At 39.1% G+C, this 16,729-nt stretch carries 11 protein-coding genes; all 11 read right to left on the bottom strand.

Annotated elements, in window-relative coordinates:
- A complete protein-coding gene (locus P164_RS09550; protein ID WP_234405844.1) occupies positions 1-1,140 on the bottom strand; it encodes a cytochrome-c peroxidase in 1,140 nt (379 codons plus the stop codon).
- A gap of 10 nt (positions 1,141-1,150) precedes the next feature.
- Positions 1,151-2,617 (bottom strand): hypothetical protein, encoded by a 1,467-nt coding sequence (locus P164_RS09555; protein WP_028376168.1) that lies wholly within the window; start codon positions 2,615-2,617, stop codon positions 1,151-1,153.
- Entirely contained in the window at positions 2,604-4,064 is a 1,461-nt protein-coding gene (locus tag P164_RS09560; RefSeq protein WP_028376169.1) for a RagB/SusD family nutrient uptake outer membrane protein, read from the bottom strand. Before P164_RS09560 ends, P164_RS09555 begins: the two co-directional genes overlap by 14 nt.
- Positions 4,065-4,074: 10 nt before the next feature.
- Positions 4,075-7,431: a SusC/RagA family TonB-linked outer membrane protein gene (locus P164_RS09565; protein ID WP_051621322.1), complete on the bottom strand. Its 3,357-nt coding sequence runs from the start codon at positions 7,429-7,431 to the stop codon at positions 4,075-4,077.
- Positions 7,432-7,441: 10 nt separating this feature from the next.
- A complete protein-coding gene (locus P164_RS09570; RefSeq protein ID WP_051621323.1) occupies positions 7,442-8,554 on the bottom strand; it encodes a FecR family protein in 1,113 nt (370 codons plus the stop codon).
- A gap of 76 nt (positions 8,555-8,630) precedes the next feature.
- The gene (locus tag P164_RS09575; protein WP_028376171.1) at positions 8,631-9,236 is read right to left on the bottom strand and encodes an RNA polymerase sigma-70 factor; all 606 of its coding nucleotides are present in this window, start codon (positions 9,234-9,236) and stop codon (positions 8,631-8,633) included.
- A gap of 150 nt (positions 9,237-9,386) precedes the next feature.
- Complete coding sequence (locus P164_RS09580) at positions 9,387-10,013, bottom strand: copper homeostasis protein CutC (protein WP_051621324.1); 627 nt, start codon at positions 10,011-10,013, stop codon at positions 9,387-9,389.
- Positions 10,014-10,044: 31 nt separating this feature from the next.
- Positions 10,045-11,865, bottom strand: a complete 1,821-nt coding sequence (locus P164_RS09585) for a sodium:solute symporter family protein (protein ID WP_028376173.1) — start codon at positions 11,863-11,865, stop codon at positions 10,045-10,047.
- Positions 11,866-11,936: 71 nt separating this feature from the next.
- Positions 11,937-13,868, bottom strand: a complete 1,932-nt coding sequence (gene nagB, locus P164_RS09590; RefSeq protein ID WP_028376174.1) for a glucosamine-6-phosphate deaminase — start codon at positions 13,866-13,868, stop codon at positions 11,937-11,939.
- Between the two features lie 53 nt (positions 13,869-13,921).
- Positions 13,922-15,559, bottom strand: coding sequence for a beta-N-acetylhexosaminidase (locus tag P164_RS09595; protein ID WP_081817357.1), 1,638 nt, complete (start codon positions 15,557-15,559; stop codon positions 13,922-13,924).
- Positions 15,560-15,572: 13 nt separating this feature from the next.
- A complete protein-coding gene (locus P164_RS09600; RefSeq protein ID WP_028376176.1) occupies positions 15,573-16,721 on the bottom strand; it encodes an N-acetylglucosamine-6-phosphate deacetylase in 1,149 nt (382 codons plus the stop codon).
- Positions 16,722-16,729: the final 8 nt, after the last annotated feature.

A 16,729-nucleotide genomic window follows, 5' to 3' on the forward strand; every position in this document is an offset into this window, starting at 1 on the left:
TTATTGTGGCAATTGCGGAGCGCGTACACGCGTATCTCCAGAAGACAATGTACCTATAAAAGCTTCTAAGGCATTCATTTCCTCACGCGTAAGATTTAATTTTTGAAGTAATGGGGAGACTTCAGGAATTAGCGAATCCCGGGGAGTTCCTAAATATCGTTTTTGAACCACCTGAGGGTTTCCCAGATTATAAAATTCAATTACATCTTTTATAGACGGAAAATGACCGTGATGCATCCACGGGCCGGTGCGGGCTACTTCACGCAAGGTAGGTGTCCTAAATTTACCGATGTCTGCAGTATCTCCGGTTACATTAAAGCGCCCAAAATCTTCATCTTTAGTTCCAAATAAGACCTGCCCATCATTATGGTATTGATTATCGCTAAAATACCCTGTATTGTGACAATTGATGCATCGGGCTTTGGTTCTAAACAAATGCAAACCCAGCACTTCTTCATCTGTAAACACCTCAGGTTTGTTGTCTATAAACCGATCAAATTTACTGGTGTGACTTACAATGGTACGCTCAAAGGTTGCAATTGCTTTTTGAATTTTATTTAATGATACTTCTTCCGCTCCAAATGCCTCTTTGAATAACGGTTTATAACCTTCAACTGCTGCAATCTTATCAACAGCAATATTCAGTTCTTCATTCATCTCTACCTGATCTGCGATAGGAAACCGCGCCTGATCTTCCAGACTCTTTGCCCTTCCATCCCAAAACAATTCGTGGGCAAATGCTGCGTTCATAATGGTCATCGCATTCCGTTTACCGTTTTGACGATCGTGGCCAAAGGAACGCGTGATATTATCGGTCCAGGCCAATTCAGAATTGTGACATGAAGCACAGGCTATTTGTCCACTAACAGACAATCGCGGATCAAAAAATAACTTCTTACCCAGATCTACTTTTGCTTTAGAAAAAGGGTTGTCCTCAGGATGAATCACTTCAGGCAAATGCCCAATGTCCTCAAAGTCTGTTAAAGAACTATCTAAATGGGGTTTTGGCCAATTTTCAGGATTCCCTGATGCATAGACTTCCCGTAAGTAGGCTATAGACTCATAATCTGCTTCTGCTGCCTGTTCTTTACAACCTACACAAAAACCTGCAAAAAATAGTAATCCAAATAACAATCGCATAGGTAAGAGTTTAAAGTTCGATTTCATTTACACAACTGTTTCCGGGGAGATCTACAGGATCATCATAACCCCTATCACTGTAAATAAAGTATTCTGAAGTTATGGTGCCGCCATACAATTTGTCATTAGCTATACGCAGCTCCAGCTTTATTTCCCATAAGGATTCATGCACTTGCCTATAGGTTCCGCTACCTGAAATTGCCAGTTCAAACTGCTCATCATCTTGATTAGAAATCGCTAAAAATTGCGGAATAACCGCAACTGTTCCTTGCGTTAAGCTAGTCCCCGATTCCGGAAAAAATTCGATTGCAGCCTCTATATTAAACCCGGGCGAGTTATCGGCATTGGTAGATTCATTACTAAAGAAACGTTGCAGGTTAAACGGATTTGTAGTTCTGCCCGCTAAAGGTGATTTAAACCCAATTTTATAGGCATCGTAATAAATATCATCATCGGTCTCGGGAGTACCGTTATCTGAACCTAAAATTGCATTGGGATCATCTGCAGATACCACTACAGGCACGGCAAATGCTGTCCAGGATCTCCAGGTACATAGGCCATCATTATCGTGATCAATCCAGTTTTCGCCTCGTGCTAAATAAAACGGATTGCTGGTGTCGTAAAAATGCGAAGCAGGATTAGTTGCTAAAACCCGATTGGTCTTAATAGGCTTTATTACCAATAAATTACTATTACCTAAAATTTGATAATTAGTTACCGGTGCAAGCGATACAATAGACTGAAAGTTTACATCGTCATTAGCCAGATTTTCATTTAGCGTAAGGGTATATTCAATAAAATCTACACCTAATTTTGAGCGTTCCAGATCAAAATCAAACCCATTTAAATATTGAAATAAAGAAGCATCGTCAATTTCTGAAGCGATATAACCTGCAGGAAATTCTACTCTAAAAGTGGTCGTCTCCCCTGCTGTACCGGCTAACTCGATACGACTGGTATTAAAACGATACGAAGTGTTTATGTCTCCCAGTGCTAATGTAAAAGTTGTATTAGGACTCGTAGTGTTTAAATTTCCCAGTTGAACCGAAGCATCAGAAACCGAAGTCAAGGTAAACTCGAGTTCGTCATTACCTGTCCATCGGTAATTGAAGGTTACAAAAATGGTATCTGTAGGCTGTGTTGCCGTAAAACTAAGTTGCTCGGGTATTGCTGTATACGCCGTAGCAGGTAAAGTAGATGCGATTTCATAAGCCGCTGTAATTGTTCCTTCAAGTGATCGCGAACTCATACTTACCGGGATTTTTACCGTCTTTAATGAGGTATTGGTATAGCTAGACACCGGAAGCCGTCTTCCGGTTACCTCAGGAAATTCTAACGGTTCGTTGTTGCTGTTAACTAGAAAATTAAATCGTACAAAGGATGTAAAATCCTGATTTTCCTGATTGCTTAGATCATCATCTGTACACGCCAAAATGATTCCTAAAACGAGTAATAATAGAAGTTTAGTAGCCTTCATTTTGTATAAGATTTGCGTTAAGATTTATATTGTTTTGGGGTATGGGAAGTACAAAAAAGTTTGACGGGTAGTTGAGTGTACAGGTTTGTGCAATACACCCGTCATTGCGGTTTATAGAGCGACCCTGTCGTTTAAGATCAAAAAGTAAATGCCTTTCAAAAGCGAGTTCGCGCCTGCGCTCCAGAAAAATTAATTCTTCGAGATTTGCGGCATCTGTAAGGGCTGGTAAGTTTGATCGTTCCCGAATTGCGTTTAAATACCCAAGCGCATCACTAGTACGGCCAAGTTGCTGTGCCGCTTCTGCTGCAATAAGATACAGCTCACTCAATCGTATGACCGGAGTAGACGGTTCTCCCTGAAATTTTTTAGTAAAATAATAGTTTCGGTTTACCTGCTGTATCCCTTCTAAAGTAGGTAATGAGGCCTCAATAAACATGTCTTTACGTACATCATCTGCTTCGTATAAATCGAGTAAATCTTGTGATGCAACAAAATCGCCGTACGAGGTTGACGAACTTATACCGTAAGTTGCCGCCAGCGATCCTCCTAGTGATCCGTCAGTGTCTCTTCGTACCGAAAGTTCTAATAAGGTTTCAGAAATGGGTGCCAGTGGCTGTTCCCATGAGGCTACATAATCTGCCTGAGGCGTAAGCGTCACACCTGAAGTTAAAATCACATCTTCTGCAAGGTCAAAAGCATTTTGCCAGTCTTGCTGAGATAGATAAACACGTGCTAACAAAGCTTTAGCATTGGATAAATTTACATACGAATAATCTGGACCGGCAAGAACCTGTGTCTCTGTAAAAAGATTAAGTGCGGTATTAAAATCGGTTGCAATTGCATCATAGGTTTCGGTTAACGTTGCTCTGGCAGCATACTGCAATTCTTCCTGTAAACTTTCGGTTTTATAAACAATTCCTTTTTTAACTTCCGAAGAAAAATTAAAGTCCTGCGCATAGACCTGTACCAGCATAAAATGCATTAATCCTCTAAATACAAGTGCTTCTGCGTGAATCTGATCACGCTCTTCTGCGGAAAGATTTGCGGCAGTATCCAGATTTTCGATAATAAGATTAGCTGCATTTATATTTGTATAACAGGCATCGTAAAAACTATCCAGGTCACTATCTAAAGCCGTATCAGTAAAGCTATAAACCTGTTCCAGATTTGCCGGCACATTGATTTGACCTAGTCTACTTCCCGAAGCTACGGGTGAGAATTTTATATTTCCGCCTTGTAAATCTGCATAAACTGTATAAGGGCTCGTACGTAGTGTAGCTTCTACATTAGAATATAAACCCGCGAGCGCCTCGAGTATTCCTTCTTTAGTTGCCAGTTGCTCGTCTATAGATATCTGACTACCCGGTTCTTGTTCTAAAAAGTCACTACAGCCTAAAACACTAAGACTTAGCAACACTATCGTAAATTTTAAAAATATATTTTTCATAACTGTCTGGTTAAAAACTGGTTTTTAATCCGCAAGAAATTGTACGTGCCTGAGGATAGGTAAAATTGAGTTCGCGTATACCATTGCGCCCATTTGCAGGGTTATCTTTATACCAATACGCAACATTAGAAACATCTACAAATACCGATAACTGATCTAAAAAGAGTTTTGAAGTATCTATAGGCACGTTATAAGAAAGATTGATGTTACTTAATTTTACAAATGTGGCATCATATACATTCTTGCTCATATTTGATGCCAGCGGATTTGAGCTGGTTACTACCGGCTGTAAAGCTGAAGTATCACCGGGACCACGCCAGTAATCAAAAGCATTTACAGAAAGATTACGATTTGTAGTTACATTATACTGTGAGGACAATATATCTGATATAAGCTCTTTACCTCCAATTTGATAAGAACCTCTAACTGCCAGTGTAAACCCTGTCCCTATTTGAAAAGTGTTGCTAAAACCGCCATAAACATCGGGTTGTCTATTGCCTATAGGCTCCCAGTCATCTTCATTAAATAAAGAGCGATAGGTGGCTAAGTCATAAACTTGTCCGTTTTTTGAGACCAAATCCCGTCCTGTAGCAGGATCGATACCTACCCAGTTAATTCCCCAAATGGTAGAAGTACTGTAGCCTATTTTTTGAGCCAAAGCATTTGAAGCAATCGAGTAATCGCTACCAAGACCTACTAAATCGGTCACTTTATTATCTAGCGTTGCCAGATTAAAAGAAGTGCTCCATTTAAATTTTTCTGCGGTAAACCACTTCATACGTACACTAAATTCAAAACCTTTATTGTACATCTGTGCTGCATTAAGCTGCAGGAAGCTAAACCCATTTTCGGTTGGGATATCCCGAGAGGTGATTAAATCTTGTAAATCATCATAATAATATTCTGCAGTAAGTTGTAACCTGTTAAATAGATTGAGATCTAGACCTGCATTGAACTTATTATTCTTTTCCCATTTCAACTTAGGGTTGGGTGCTGCACTGGGAACAGCTTCGCTAAGAAAGTTATAGCCTCCATTAATTCTGCGGGTATAAAGACCCAAAGATCTGTACGAACCTATACGAGAGTTTCCTGTACTTCCGTAACTAGCTTTTAATTTTAAGAAGTCTAGCCAATCTACAGAATTTAGAAAATTTTCTTTAGAAACAATCCAGCTCAAACCTGCACCGCCATTATACGCTATGTTACTATCAGTCCCAAAAACAGAACTTTCATCTCTTCTAAAGTTTGCCAGGAGAAAATATTTACCCTTATAATTGTAATTAAACTGCGAGTAAAAAGATACTCTCGAGTTGTTGTTAACATCAACGCGATATACCTGATTTGAAAGACGCTCATCAACTTCGGTAGCAGGATCATCATCTTGTATGGCATCGCTAACGGCATTAATCACACCCGGATTGATAAAACCGGTACCCGAATCGTAAGCCAAATCGGTTTTTTCTTCACTTAATTCTAAACCGCCCAAAATATCAAAATGGTGAACACCTAATTGCTTTTCGTAAAAGGCTTGTGTTTGCCAGTTCCAGCGCGTAGAATTTCTATCGTTTATAAGTCTGCGTCCCCATTTGGGATAACTAACGCCATCTAAACTAAAAGTTCCGTTACCTTGTCCGCTTTCATTTGCCCCAGAAAAATAGCGATCCTGCGTTTTGTCTTTGTAATCCAGACCAAAAAGAGAAGAAACCTTTAAACCGGGAGTAAGTTGATATCCTACATTTAAGCTTCCTAAGATGCCGTAGGAATTAGATTCATTTCTGTTTTGCGCTATTGCAGCAAAGGGGTTTGCCAGAGTGGTAACCCCTATGTCTGCAAAAGAGCCATCCTCATTATACGGCGCTATTGTAGGGATGAAAGCGTAGTTGTAATATGCGTTAGGCTCTGTCTTTTTTATATAGCTAGGTGTAAGCGAGATTCCTATATTAAATTTAGGTGCAGTATAGCCAAGACTTACATTTCCGTTAACTTGTTTAGCACCATTACCCACTTGTGGTTCATCTATATCTAAATAGGTTACACTGGCTCTATAGTTGAAGCGTTCTGAAGCACCTGAGGCGCTTAAATTGTACTTTTTGTAAACACCTGTTTGATTAAGTAAATCAAACCAATTTGTGTTTATAGTTGTTTGTGGTAAGAGATTACCTCCTGTATTTTTGAGGTATTCATTGCGTAATTGCGTGTATTGATCACCACTTAGATACTTGATTTGATTAATCGCTTCAGAGATACCTAATTGAGACGAAAAATTAAATTTAGTCTTACCACGCTTACCTTTTTTTGTGGTTATTATAATAACCCCATTTGCACCATCTGCACCATAAACACCCACAGCGGCTGCATCTTTTAAAACATTTATACTTTCAATATCATCTGGAGCTATTTGTGCCAAAGGATTATTAAAGGTCTCTGCAGAAGTTCCTGAACCATCAAAAAAGGCATTATCAATACCTGTTTCTTCAGTCATTATAACACCATCTATAATAATTAGAGGCTGGGTAGATGTTCCTAAAATAGCATTACCTAAAGGTGTTAATGAACCTTGACCACGTATATTAATTTTCACCGGGCCACCTACTCCAGATGTATTTTCAACCAAAACACCGGCTAGTTGTCCTTCAAGCATTTTATCAACGCTTTCGGTAGCTTGCTGTGTGGGTATTTCATCATTTGTTAGCGTAACAATACTTCCTACTACCTCTTCCTTTAATTTTTTTGTTCCGTAAGAAGAAGTAATAATCACTTGGTCTAACTCGTTTTGAGCCTCAGTAAGTTGAATTGCAAACGTACTTTGGTCACCTACCAAAATAATTTGAGACTCGTAACCCAAATATTTTATCTCAAGTTGGGTTTCTTCAATAAGAGTTCCGGTAAGTTTATAGAGAAATTCGCCGTCAAGATTGGTCATCGCACCTTTACCAGTATTCAGAATTCTAATCGTAGCACCCGGAAGTCCGTACCCATCAGGACCCGTAATTTTACCCTTAATAACTCGCGTTTGGGTTTGCTGGGTTGTTTCTACTTCAGTAGCCAGAATAATGATTTGTTCTCCCTGAATGCGATAGCTATAGGGAAGAGTATTAAAAACTGCATTAAGCAGTGTTTTTATTGTGCCCGTTATGGTTTTAGTTTGTATGCGTTGTTGTAAATCTACCTTTCCGGCATTGTAAACAAAACGATAGGGAGTTTGTTTTTCGATGCTATTAACCACCTGGTTTAAAGTGGTATTTTCTAAATCAAGGGTAATAGACTTTTGCTGAGAAAATACATTTTGAGTGGTTATAAGAATTATAAAAGCAAAAATTATTTTTAAAACACGACTTGTTTTAAAGGTGTGTAATAATGAATTCATACGCAAAGGCTTAGTTTTTTGGAGAAGGTTGAGTAATGGTGATTTGGTTATTTTTAATTGTAAAATCAAATGGAGTGTCTAGCTTTAGTAATTGTAAAATTTCTTCAATACTACGCTCTAATTTTACGGCACCACTAAAGGTTTGTCTATTGAGTGCCTCGTAATCATTTAGAATCTTAACATTAAAATGTCTTTCTAACTTTCTAAATATTTCGGTACTGGGCGTATTATTTAAAAGAAGTTCGCCACGAGTCCAGGCAGTAATAGCTTCAATATTTTTATTAGCCTTAATTAGGCTTTTAGAACTCTTTATATAAGTAGCCACTTCACCGGGAATTAAGGTTAATTCTAAATTTGAGCCGTTTTCAAGTCCTACTTGTACACGCCCCTCTTCTAGTGCTGTTTCAACGCTATTCATTTCGGCATAAGCCTGTACATTAAAACGAGTTCCTAAAACGCGAACATTAAGCCTTGCTGCGTGTACTATAAATGGCTGATTTTCATTTTTAGCTATATCAAAAAATCCTTCACCCGTAAGTCTCACTTCACGGGTTTTGCCGGTAAATGAACTTGGGAATTGAAGTGAACTACCCGCATTTAAATACACCACCGAACCTTCTGAGAGTATAATCTTATAGGTTTTACCGAAGGGTACTTTAATTAATTGGCTGGTCACCTTAAGCGTATCTTTTTGCTCCAGAAAATGAATTTCATCTTTAGCAACTTCTGCAACGACCGTACCTTCTAAAGTGGTAATAATATTATGCGTAACATTTGTAAGATTATGATTCTCTTCTTGATTAATCTCAAGCACAATAGACTCCTCTATTTTGGCTTTATTTTGTTGAGTGGCAAACCAGGCAAGGCCCACTCCTACCAGAACTATAAGAATTCCAGCATAACGCCAGGGTTTAAATATTTTTTTAGAAAGTTTAAGTTGTGCCCTATCGTGTTTTAAACGTGCAGGTGCAATCGTACTGGATTCTGATAATGTCCAGGCCGTTTTTAATCTGATAAACTCCTTTTTATTGAGAGGATCTTTTGCTATCCAATCAAACAATAAAGCCACTTCTTCTTCTGAAGCTTCATTATTAAAGTATTTATAAAGAATTGATGAATTCATTGATTTTTAGAGTTGCTTTATATTAGGTACAACTCAGTATCAACAAACCCTATGTTAAATTGTGAATTTTTTAAGATTACTTTAAAATCAGAGCAATTAAAAAGGCCGGAAGGTAGTCGATGAGGGATTCTCTTAAGTAGGCTAATGCCCGTGTCATATGAGCTTCTACCGTTTTTACAGAAATGGAAAGCTCCTCAGCTATTTCTAAATTTTTTTTATTCTCAATTCGTTTCATTTTAAATATTAACTGCGTTTGCTCTGGCAATTCTGCAATTAAATGAGCGATTGTTTCCTCTAATTCTAATAGGCTAAAACTATCAAAATCGAGTGCATGCAACACTTCTAAATTAAGATTGCGTTCTTTATCGGCCAGGGTTTTGTCTTGATATTTACGCACCACTTTTTCGTGCTTTAAAAGATTGAGACATTTAGATTTTGCCGAGGTATATAAAAAAGATTTAATTCCCGCAGGTTTATCAACCAGATTTCTATTTACCCAAAGATTTACAAAAGCTTCCTGAGCTACTCCCCGTGCTTGATCTTCATCATAAACAAATTGTTTACTAAAACCAACAAGCGCCGCGTAATACAAGTCAAAATAGTGCGTAAAGGCACGCTCATTTCCTTTTTTGAATTGAGAAAATAGCAATGCATCTGTAGCGTCTTTATTTTGTAGGGGCATTAAATGAGTCTTACAACTACAAACTTAAGGCTTACTTAGAATGAAAATGAATAATGGCAGAAAAATTAAATTGAATAATCACTTATTTAAATTATTTAGTCACTCTTAAAAGCTTATGAAATTTAAGAATTCTGTATTCGCCTAAATTGCTCATATCTCCCCTACAAGATATTTCCCGTGGTACGCATTTGCTGAAATAATATGATGAAGTTCTTCAAAATTCATAGACGTAATCTCACCTTGCGCCATAATCTCAATTTGGCTACCTGCAATGCGTATAAGTTCTTTTAAAATAGTTGCACCTTCAGTAGCATTGGGTTTTCCTCCCGAAGTAAGTATGGTAGTGATTCCCTTAATTTTTAAAAGTTTTTGCAGCGCTTTAAATATATCCGGAGTCTCGTCTATCGCTTTGTGGATAACCACTTTTAAAGGGTACGCGCGTTTTGTAAGGGTCTTTATTGCTGCAGTATCTAGTGTATTATCTGCTTTTAAAACCCCAAATACCACGCCTTCTACTTGCAATTCTTTACACTCATCAATGCTGGATAGCATGACATCAAGTTCTTCTTGAGTATAATTAAATCCTCCTGCTCGCGGACGTATCATTACCCGTATGGGTATGCTTACTGCCTGTTGCACTTCCGTTATTAGGGTTTTTGATGGTGTCAATCCTCCTACTTCATAATGAGACACGAGCTCGATACGGGTTGCGCCCTGACGTTGTGCTTGTACTGCTTGTTCTACACTTTCTACACAGGCTTCTTTGTTGATTTTCATATTCTTAACGCTTTGAACTTTTCGATTTATTCTAAAAAACTCGCGTTTTTATGCGCTTCCATAGTTTTACCAGAACTAAGGTTGAAATAAGCGTGAGTGCTGTTAAAATCGTGGCTTGAGTAAAGTACCCGTATATCCAGTAGCCGGTGCTAAACAGTGCACCATATATAGTAACGCAACCTACTAAAGTGGCTAGTATTCCTGCTGGCACAGACCACTTTTGGGTATTGGTAATTAAATTATTTCCTTCTTTACTGGCTCGCTGGATAATGCGTTGCCAGCCCGGTCCACCGGGTTGCGTTTGCTTGTAGAAATCAAATAAGGTTTTGTCTTTTTCGGGTTTGGTTAAAAAGGTAACTGCAACCCACACTACGGTCGTTAACAATACAATCAACGGATAGGTTGACCAGTTTGGAAGCATCCCATCTTCTTGGGTAGTACCAAATAACAACAAGCCTAACGGACTAAAATTAAATAGTATTGAAATTACTCCGGAAGAGAACATTGCCGAGATTTCACTCCACGCATTGATTCTCCACCAGAACCAACGCAGGATAAATATAAGTCCGGTACCCGCTCCAAACATCAAAATTATATTGAATAACTGATACGCGTTAGTAAGCACCAGTGCCAATGCCGAACTCACTACCATCAACATTACGGTAGAAATTCGACCTACATTTACCAGTTCTTTTTGAGAGGCTTCTTTCTTAACATAGCGGGCATAAAAATCGTTTACCACGTAGGATGACCCCCAGTTTAAATGCGTTGATATGGTAGACATATATGCTGCAATTAGCGAAGCCATTACCAAACCTAAAAGACCGGTTGGTAACTTAGTTAGCATCGCCGAATAGGCCAAATCATCTCCCAGTTTACTTTCTACAATGTTGGGAAATGCCTCGTGAATACTGGCAATATCAGGATATACAACTAGAGAAGCTAAGGCTACTAAAATCCATGGCCACGGGCGTAATGCATAATGCAAAGCGTTGAAGAAAAAGGTAGCGCCTATTGCGTGATTTTCATCTTTTGCAGCCAGCATACGCTGAGCGATATACCCACCGCCACCGGGTTCTGCCCCGGGATACCACGCGCTCCACCACTGCACCGCAAGCGGAATAATAAGTAAGGTAACTACTAAACTTGTATCGCTAAAGTCTGGCAGAATAGCTAGTTTATCTATTACTTCAGGATGTGTCATCAGTCCGCTCATACCGCCAACTTCTGGTAGATTCACACAGTAATACGCAGCTCCTATTCCTCCTGCCATAGCGGCAAAAAAGAGAATAAAATCGGTATAGACCACTCCTTTAAATCCGCCAATGGTACTAAAAATAACCGTTACCAATCCTGCATAGCCTATAGTTTCTAACGGACTCAACCCTAACATAATTTGACCGATTTTTATCGCCGCCAAAGTCACAGCACTCATCGCCAAAACATTAAAAATAACGCCTAAATAAATAGCTCTAAATCCGCGTAAAAACTTTGCAGGTTTGCCACCATAACGCAATTCGTAAAATTCAATATCTGTATTTACCCCAGATTTACGCCATAGCTTAGCATATACAAACACGGTAAGCAAACCGGTGATTAGAAAAGCCCACCATACCCAGTTACCACTTACTCCCTGATTACGCACAATATCAGTAACCAGATTAGGCGTATCTGTAGAAAACGTCGTGGCAACCATCGAGATTCCCAGTAGCCACCACGGCATATTTCTACCCGATAAAAAATATTCTGAAGAGCTCTTACCTGATTTTTTTGCGACCAGTAATCCTATGATTAAAGTGATTGCAAAAAAGCTGATGATAATGGCATAATCAAGCGTTTCTAGAGCTACCATACTATCTATTATTATTGGTATTGTTATTACTATTTTAGATTCTTTAACTGATGCTATTTTCAGTATTCTTTTTAGAAATGATAGCGCATAAAAGCTTCCATTGCGGCATATTGTGCCAGTCCTAAATCTCTGTATTTCTGAGCCGTTTCTTTGTTTCGGTCTTCTGCACGTACCCAAAATTCGCGTAAATCTTCTCCCTGAAACATTACTCCGTCTTTTTGAGACTGGTGGTAAAAAATTGCCTGTCGTTTTTTAAGCACCTGGTCTGGACTCATAGGTACGGCCATTTCAATCTCGTGCATTTCAAACTCGTGCCACGCACCGCGGTACAACCACACCCAGCAATCGCTCATATACGCTTCTTTTTTGAGCTGCTCGAGGGATTCAAAAATAATATCAAGACAGACTTTGTGGGTTCCGTGGGGATCGGCGAGATCGCCCGCAGCATAAATCTGATGCGGTTTTACTGTAGAAATAAGCTCGTTTACCACAGCAACATCCTGCTGCGACATCGGGTTTTTCTTAATACTTCCTGTCTCGTAAAACGGAAGGTTTAAAAAGTGCACCTGCTCGTCTGCAACGCCTTCAAATCGTGTAGCTCCCAGAGATTCACAACGCCTGATTAAGCCTTTTAACTGGCGTACTTCTAGAGGATCTACTTCATTACGCTGCTTGTTTTTAATTTGCTCTGCAATTTTACTGAAACGCTCACAATCGTTATTACCCAATTGTGCGGCTACTTCAGCAAATTTCAAGGCTTCGGTATCGCTTACTGCAATATTTCCACTGGTTTGATAAGCGATATGCACTTCGTGACCCTGTTCTACCAGACGGTCAAAAGTGCCTCCCATAGAGATTACATCATCATCAGGATGCGGACTAAAAATTATTATTCGTTTTTTGGCTGGGGTAGCACGCTCAGGACGGTTAGTATCGTCTGCTCCCGGTTTACCTCCCGGCCAGCCGGTAATCGTATGTTGCAACTTGTTGAACATCTCTATGTTCAGGTTGTATGCAGAGCCCTGTAACGCCAGTAAGTCTGACATACCATGGTCGTTGTAATCTTTATCGGTAAGACTTAATATTGTTTTGTTTGTTTTTTGGCAAAGCCAAAAAACAGCCTTTGCAGTGAGTTCTTTAGTCCAATCACAGGTACCTACCAGCCACGGTGTTTTTACTCGGGTAAGTTCTGAAGCTGCGGCGTCGTCCAGTACAAACGTGGTGTTATCGTGTTCCTGCAAATACGTTGCAGGAACCGTAGAAGAGATTTCTCCTTCTATAGTTTCTTTTAAAATCTCTGCTTTATTTTGTCCCCAACCCAAGAGCACAATACGGTTTGCATTAAGCACCGTATTGATTCCCATCGTGATGGCTTTTTTAGGAACATTAGAAATACCTCTAAATGAACCTGCAGCATCTGCACGGGTTAAATAATCTAAAGTAATCATTCGGGTACCCGAATTAAAATGCGAGCCCGGCTCATTAAAACCTACGTGACCCGTTCTACCTATGCCCAAAAGTTGAAAATCTAATCCACCAGCGGCTTTTATTTTAGCTTCATAACCAATGCAATAGGGTTTAATCGCTTCCTGAGCAATTGTGCCATCAGGGATATTTACATTTTCTGCAGGAATGTCTATATGATTGAATAAATGCTCGTGCATAAAATAATGATAACTCTGTACATCAGACTTATCCATAGGCCAGTATTCATCAAGATTGAAGGTTACTACGTTTTTAAAACTTAAACCCTCTTCCTTATGCATACGTACCAACTCAGCATACACATTAATAGGCGATGAACCGGTTGCTAAACCTAACACACACTGTGCTCCCGCAGCTGCTTTACTACGAATTAAATCTGCTATCTCGTGTGCTACGATAACCGAAGCCTCACCAGATCGCGAAAAGCTGATGTTGTGGATTTTTTCAAAACGGGTCTCTTCAAATTTACCCGCCGGTTCATAATTTATAAGTGTCGAATTCTTAACGCTTGTTTGCATAGTTGTGTTCTTGTGACGTTTTATACTGTAGTTGAATGCTTGGGTAATCCTTTTTAATTTTCTTCATAGAAATTAATTCCCATTAATTTCCAGCGTTGCTTAATCTGTTGCATAGTATTTTCAAATCGTTCAAAATCTTTGTTTTCCAAAGCAGTCCAACCTACTTCTGCATAGGCTGCCAGTCGTGGAAAAACCTGTTGTTCCATACTGGCAACAGTAGGAATCCACTCGCTCCACATCTGAGCTCCTGTACCTAAAATTTTAGAATGGTATTGCGTATTTAATCCTTCAGGAACCGGATTGAATGCATAGGACTTTGATAAAGGTGTACGCTCATAGGTATAATCTAGATATGTATCCCAGTGATTAGAATTTACCACATCATAGCCTTGCTCAACTGCTTCATTGATAAGTTTTAAATCTCCTTTCCAGAAATGTACAATAGCAGATTCTGCCAGTTTTTGTTTTGCTTCGGCAGCGGTTTCACCATCATCTTCGTGAATATCTGTACCCATAATCTCATTCCACCCCATCATTCTTTTTCCGGTACTATCTATATAATTTGATATCTGATTGGTAAAATAAATCTGTAAGTCTATAGGAGTTTCCAGATCATTTTTACGCATAAAGTCTTGCGCTACTTTAGAATCTTCCCACGGTTTGAAATTGACCTCATCACCACCTATATGAATAACTTTTCCCGGAAATAACTTAATTACCTCATCCAACACGTCGGTTAAAAATGTGATCACTTTAGGATCTGCAACATTAAAAGAATCATCTAATTTTCCGAAGGTTACCGATACTTCCTGCGGTACGCCCATTGAGCTCAACCAGGGGTATGCAGCAATTGCAGCTGTGGCATGACCCGGCATCTCAATCTCAGGAACAACCGTAATATGCTTAGTTTCGGCGTATGCCAAAATCTCTTTAATTTCGCTTTGCGTGTAAAATCCTTCATGCGGTTCTCCTACACGCTCCTCGCTTTTTCTACTCAGCTGGGTATCTTTTCGCTTAGAACCTATCTCGGTTAATTTTGGATATTTTTTAATCTCAATTCTCCAACCCTGATCGTCTGTTAAATGCCAATGAAAAGTATTCATTTTAAGCATCGCCATTTGATCTAAAATAGTTTTTACGGCTTCTTTTCCTTTAAAATGTCTCGACTCATCAAGCATAAAGGCACGCCAAGGAAAGCGCGGAGTATCTGTAATTTCTACAACTGGAATTTTTATCGAATCAAAGGTTTTATCAAATTCAAAATCTACGGGAAGCAGCTGTCTCAATGACTCAATACCATAATAAACACCCGCTGCAGTAGCTCCCGTAATAGAAAGTTTTTTTCGTTCTACGCGCAACTTGTATCCCTCTTCGCCTAATTCTCCACTTAAATTTGCATCCAGTTTTAAATGAATTCCGTTCTTTTTATTTGCTACTATTGGAGTTTTAGCAAATCCTTTTTTAAGCAAAGCTGAAAGAAACTGCACTTCATTTTCAAGTCCGTCTGCTGCAGTAATGGTGACCTTGTCACTTAGTTTAAAAGCCCCATTACCATAAGTTACACTTGTGGGTTGCGGTATAATTTGCACCTGTTTTTGTGCTTTCGCGAAATGCGTAGTAAAGAGTGTAAAACAGAAAATAAAAATTGCAAAAGGCAATTTATTACTACTGAGGTTGGATTGTATTTTCATAATTCAATTCGATTTAAAGAGAATAAACAACTTCTCCCGATTTGATAGTTTGTATAATTTTTGTTGTGCCGGCATCTCTTTCAAAAACAATAAGATCTGCGATATTTCCTTCTTTTATACCACAACGTCTTGTGTCTCCCAACAGTTCGTTAGGACGCAATGATGCCCTATCGAGGATGTTTGCTGTACTGTCTAGTCTGGTACTTATTAAATAATCTACACAGTCTAATAAGGAGCGAGCAGAACCGGCAAGCATTTTAGGACTTCCACTCATAAAAAGTTTGCCGCTGGCATCAAGCTCAACAGCACTACCTATATGACTTTGGTACGATCCCGGTTTTAAACCGGCAAATTTTGTAGCGTCACTTACCAGAATACTCTTGTTTTTTTTCACTTTTAAAAACACATTAAGCAAAGCTTGGGGTAAGTGAAAACCATCTGCAATTAAGGTCGCCCACAACTCTTCTGAAGCGAGTTGCTCCCAAATGTAATTATCATGCCTTGGTAAAACCAAATGTGAAGCATTGCCCAAATGGGTAGAAAATCGTGCTCCCGCAGCTACGGCCTCACGTATTTGCTCAGAATTTGCAGCTGTATGCCCTATTGCTACGATCACACCTGCCGCTACACAGTGTTTTATAAATGCTATAGCTCCCGGTAATTCGGGTGCAAGGGTTATGATTTTTATTTTGCCTTGAGCAATTTCCTGCCATTTGCAAAAAAGATCCCAATCTGGGTTTTGTATATATTTTAAAGGATGCGCACCACGAGGACCATCTTCTGATGATAAAAACGGGCCTTCGAGATGTATCCCTGCAATACTCTCATTTATATGTTTATTTTGCGAGCAGCTATTTAACAATACGTTGAGTGTGTTACTTATAGCTGCATCACTATTGGTTATCAATGTGGGAAAATAACGGGTTACTCCTTCCTCAAACAAAGCCTGAGTAATTGCGAGAACTTGCTCCTCGGTTAAAACCGGTTCATTAAAATCGATACCTTTAAACCCATTTATTTGTAAGTCTACTAAACCTGGTGCAATAAATTGATTGGGATTAACCCCGTTACCCGTAGTACTTGTTTTGATTAAACCAGCATTGATTTCTAACGCAACAGGTTGCTCCGTTTTATAGTGAATACCTTTTATAATGCTTGTCATCTTATGGT

It is taken from the genome of Leeuwenhoekiella sp. MAR_2009_132 (assembly GCF_000687915.1).
Lineage (GTDB): Bacteria > Bacteroidota > Bacteroidia > Flavobacteriales > Flavobacteriaceae > Leeuwenhoekiella.

What these genes read in the sequence shown, in the direction of transcription:
- P164_RS09550 (WP_234405844.1), bottom strand. Translation starts at nt 1,140, where the DNA reads ATGCGATTGTTATTTGGATTACTATTTTTTGCAGGTTTTTGTGTAGGT.
- P164_RS09555 (WP_028376168.1), bottom strand. Translation starts at nt 2,617, where the DNA reads ATGAAGGCTACTAAACTTCTATTATTACTCGTTTTAGGAATCATTTTG.
- P164_RS09560 (WP_028376169.1), bottom strand. Translation starts at nt 4,064, where the DNA reads ATGAAAAATATATTTTTAAAATTTACGATAGTGTTGCTAAGTCTTAGT.
- P164_RS09565 (WP_051621322.1), bottom strand. Translation starts at nt 7,431, where the DNA reads ATGAATTCATTATTACACACCTTTAAAACAAGTCGTGTTTTAAAAATA.
- P164_RS09570 (WP_051621323.1), bottom strand. Translation starts at nt 8,554, where the DNA reads ATGAATTCATCAATTCTTTATAAATACTTTAATAATGAAGCTTCAGAA.
- P164_RS09575 (WP_028376171.1), bottom strand. Translation starts at nt 9,236, where the DNA reads ATGCCCCTACAAAATAAAGACGCTACAGATGCATTGCTATTTTCTCAA.
- P164_RS09580 (WP_051621324.1), bottom strand. Translation starts at nt 10,013, where the DNA reads ATGAAAATCAACAAAGAAGCCTGTGTAGAAAGTGTAGAACAAGCAGTA.
- P164_RS09585 (WP_028376173.1), bottom strand. Translation starts at nt 11,865, where the DNA reads ATGGTAGCTCTAGAAACGCTTGATTATGCCATTATCATCAGCTTTTTT.
- nagB (WP_028376174.1), bottom strand. Translation starts at nt 13,868, where the DNA reads ATGCAAACAAGCGTTAAGAATTCGACACTTATAAATTATGAACCGGCG.
- P164_RS09595 (WP_081817357.1), bottom strand. Translation starts at nt 15,559, where the DNA reads ATGAAAATACAATCCAACCTCAGTAGTAATAAATTGCCTTTTGCAATT.
- P164_RS09600 (WP_028376176.1), bottom strand. Translation starts at nt 16,721, where the DNA reads ATGACAAGCATTATAAAAGGTATTCACTATAAAACGGAGCAACCTGTT.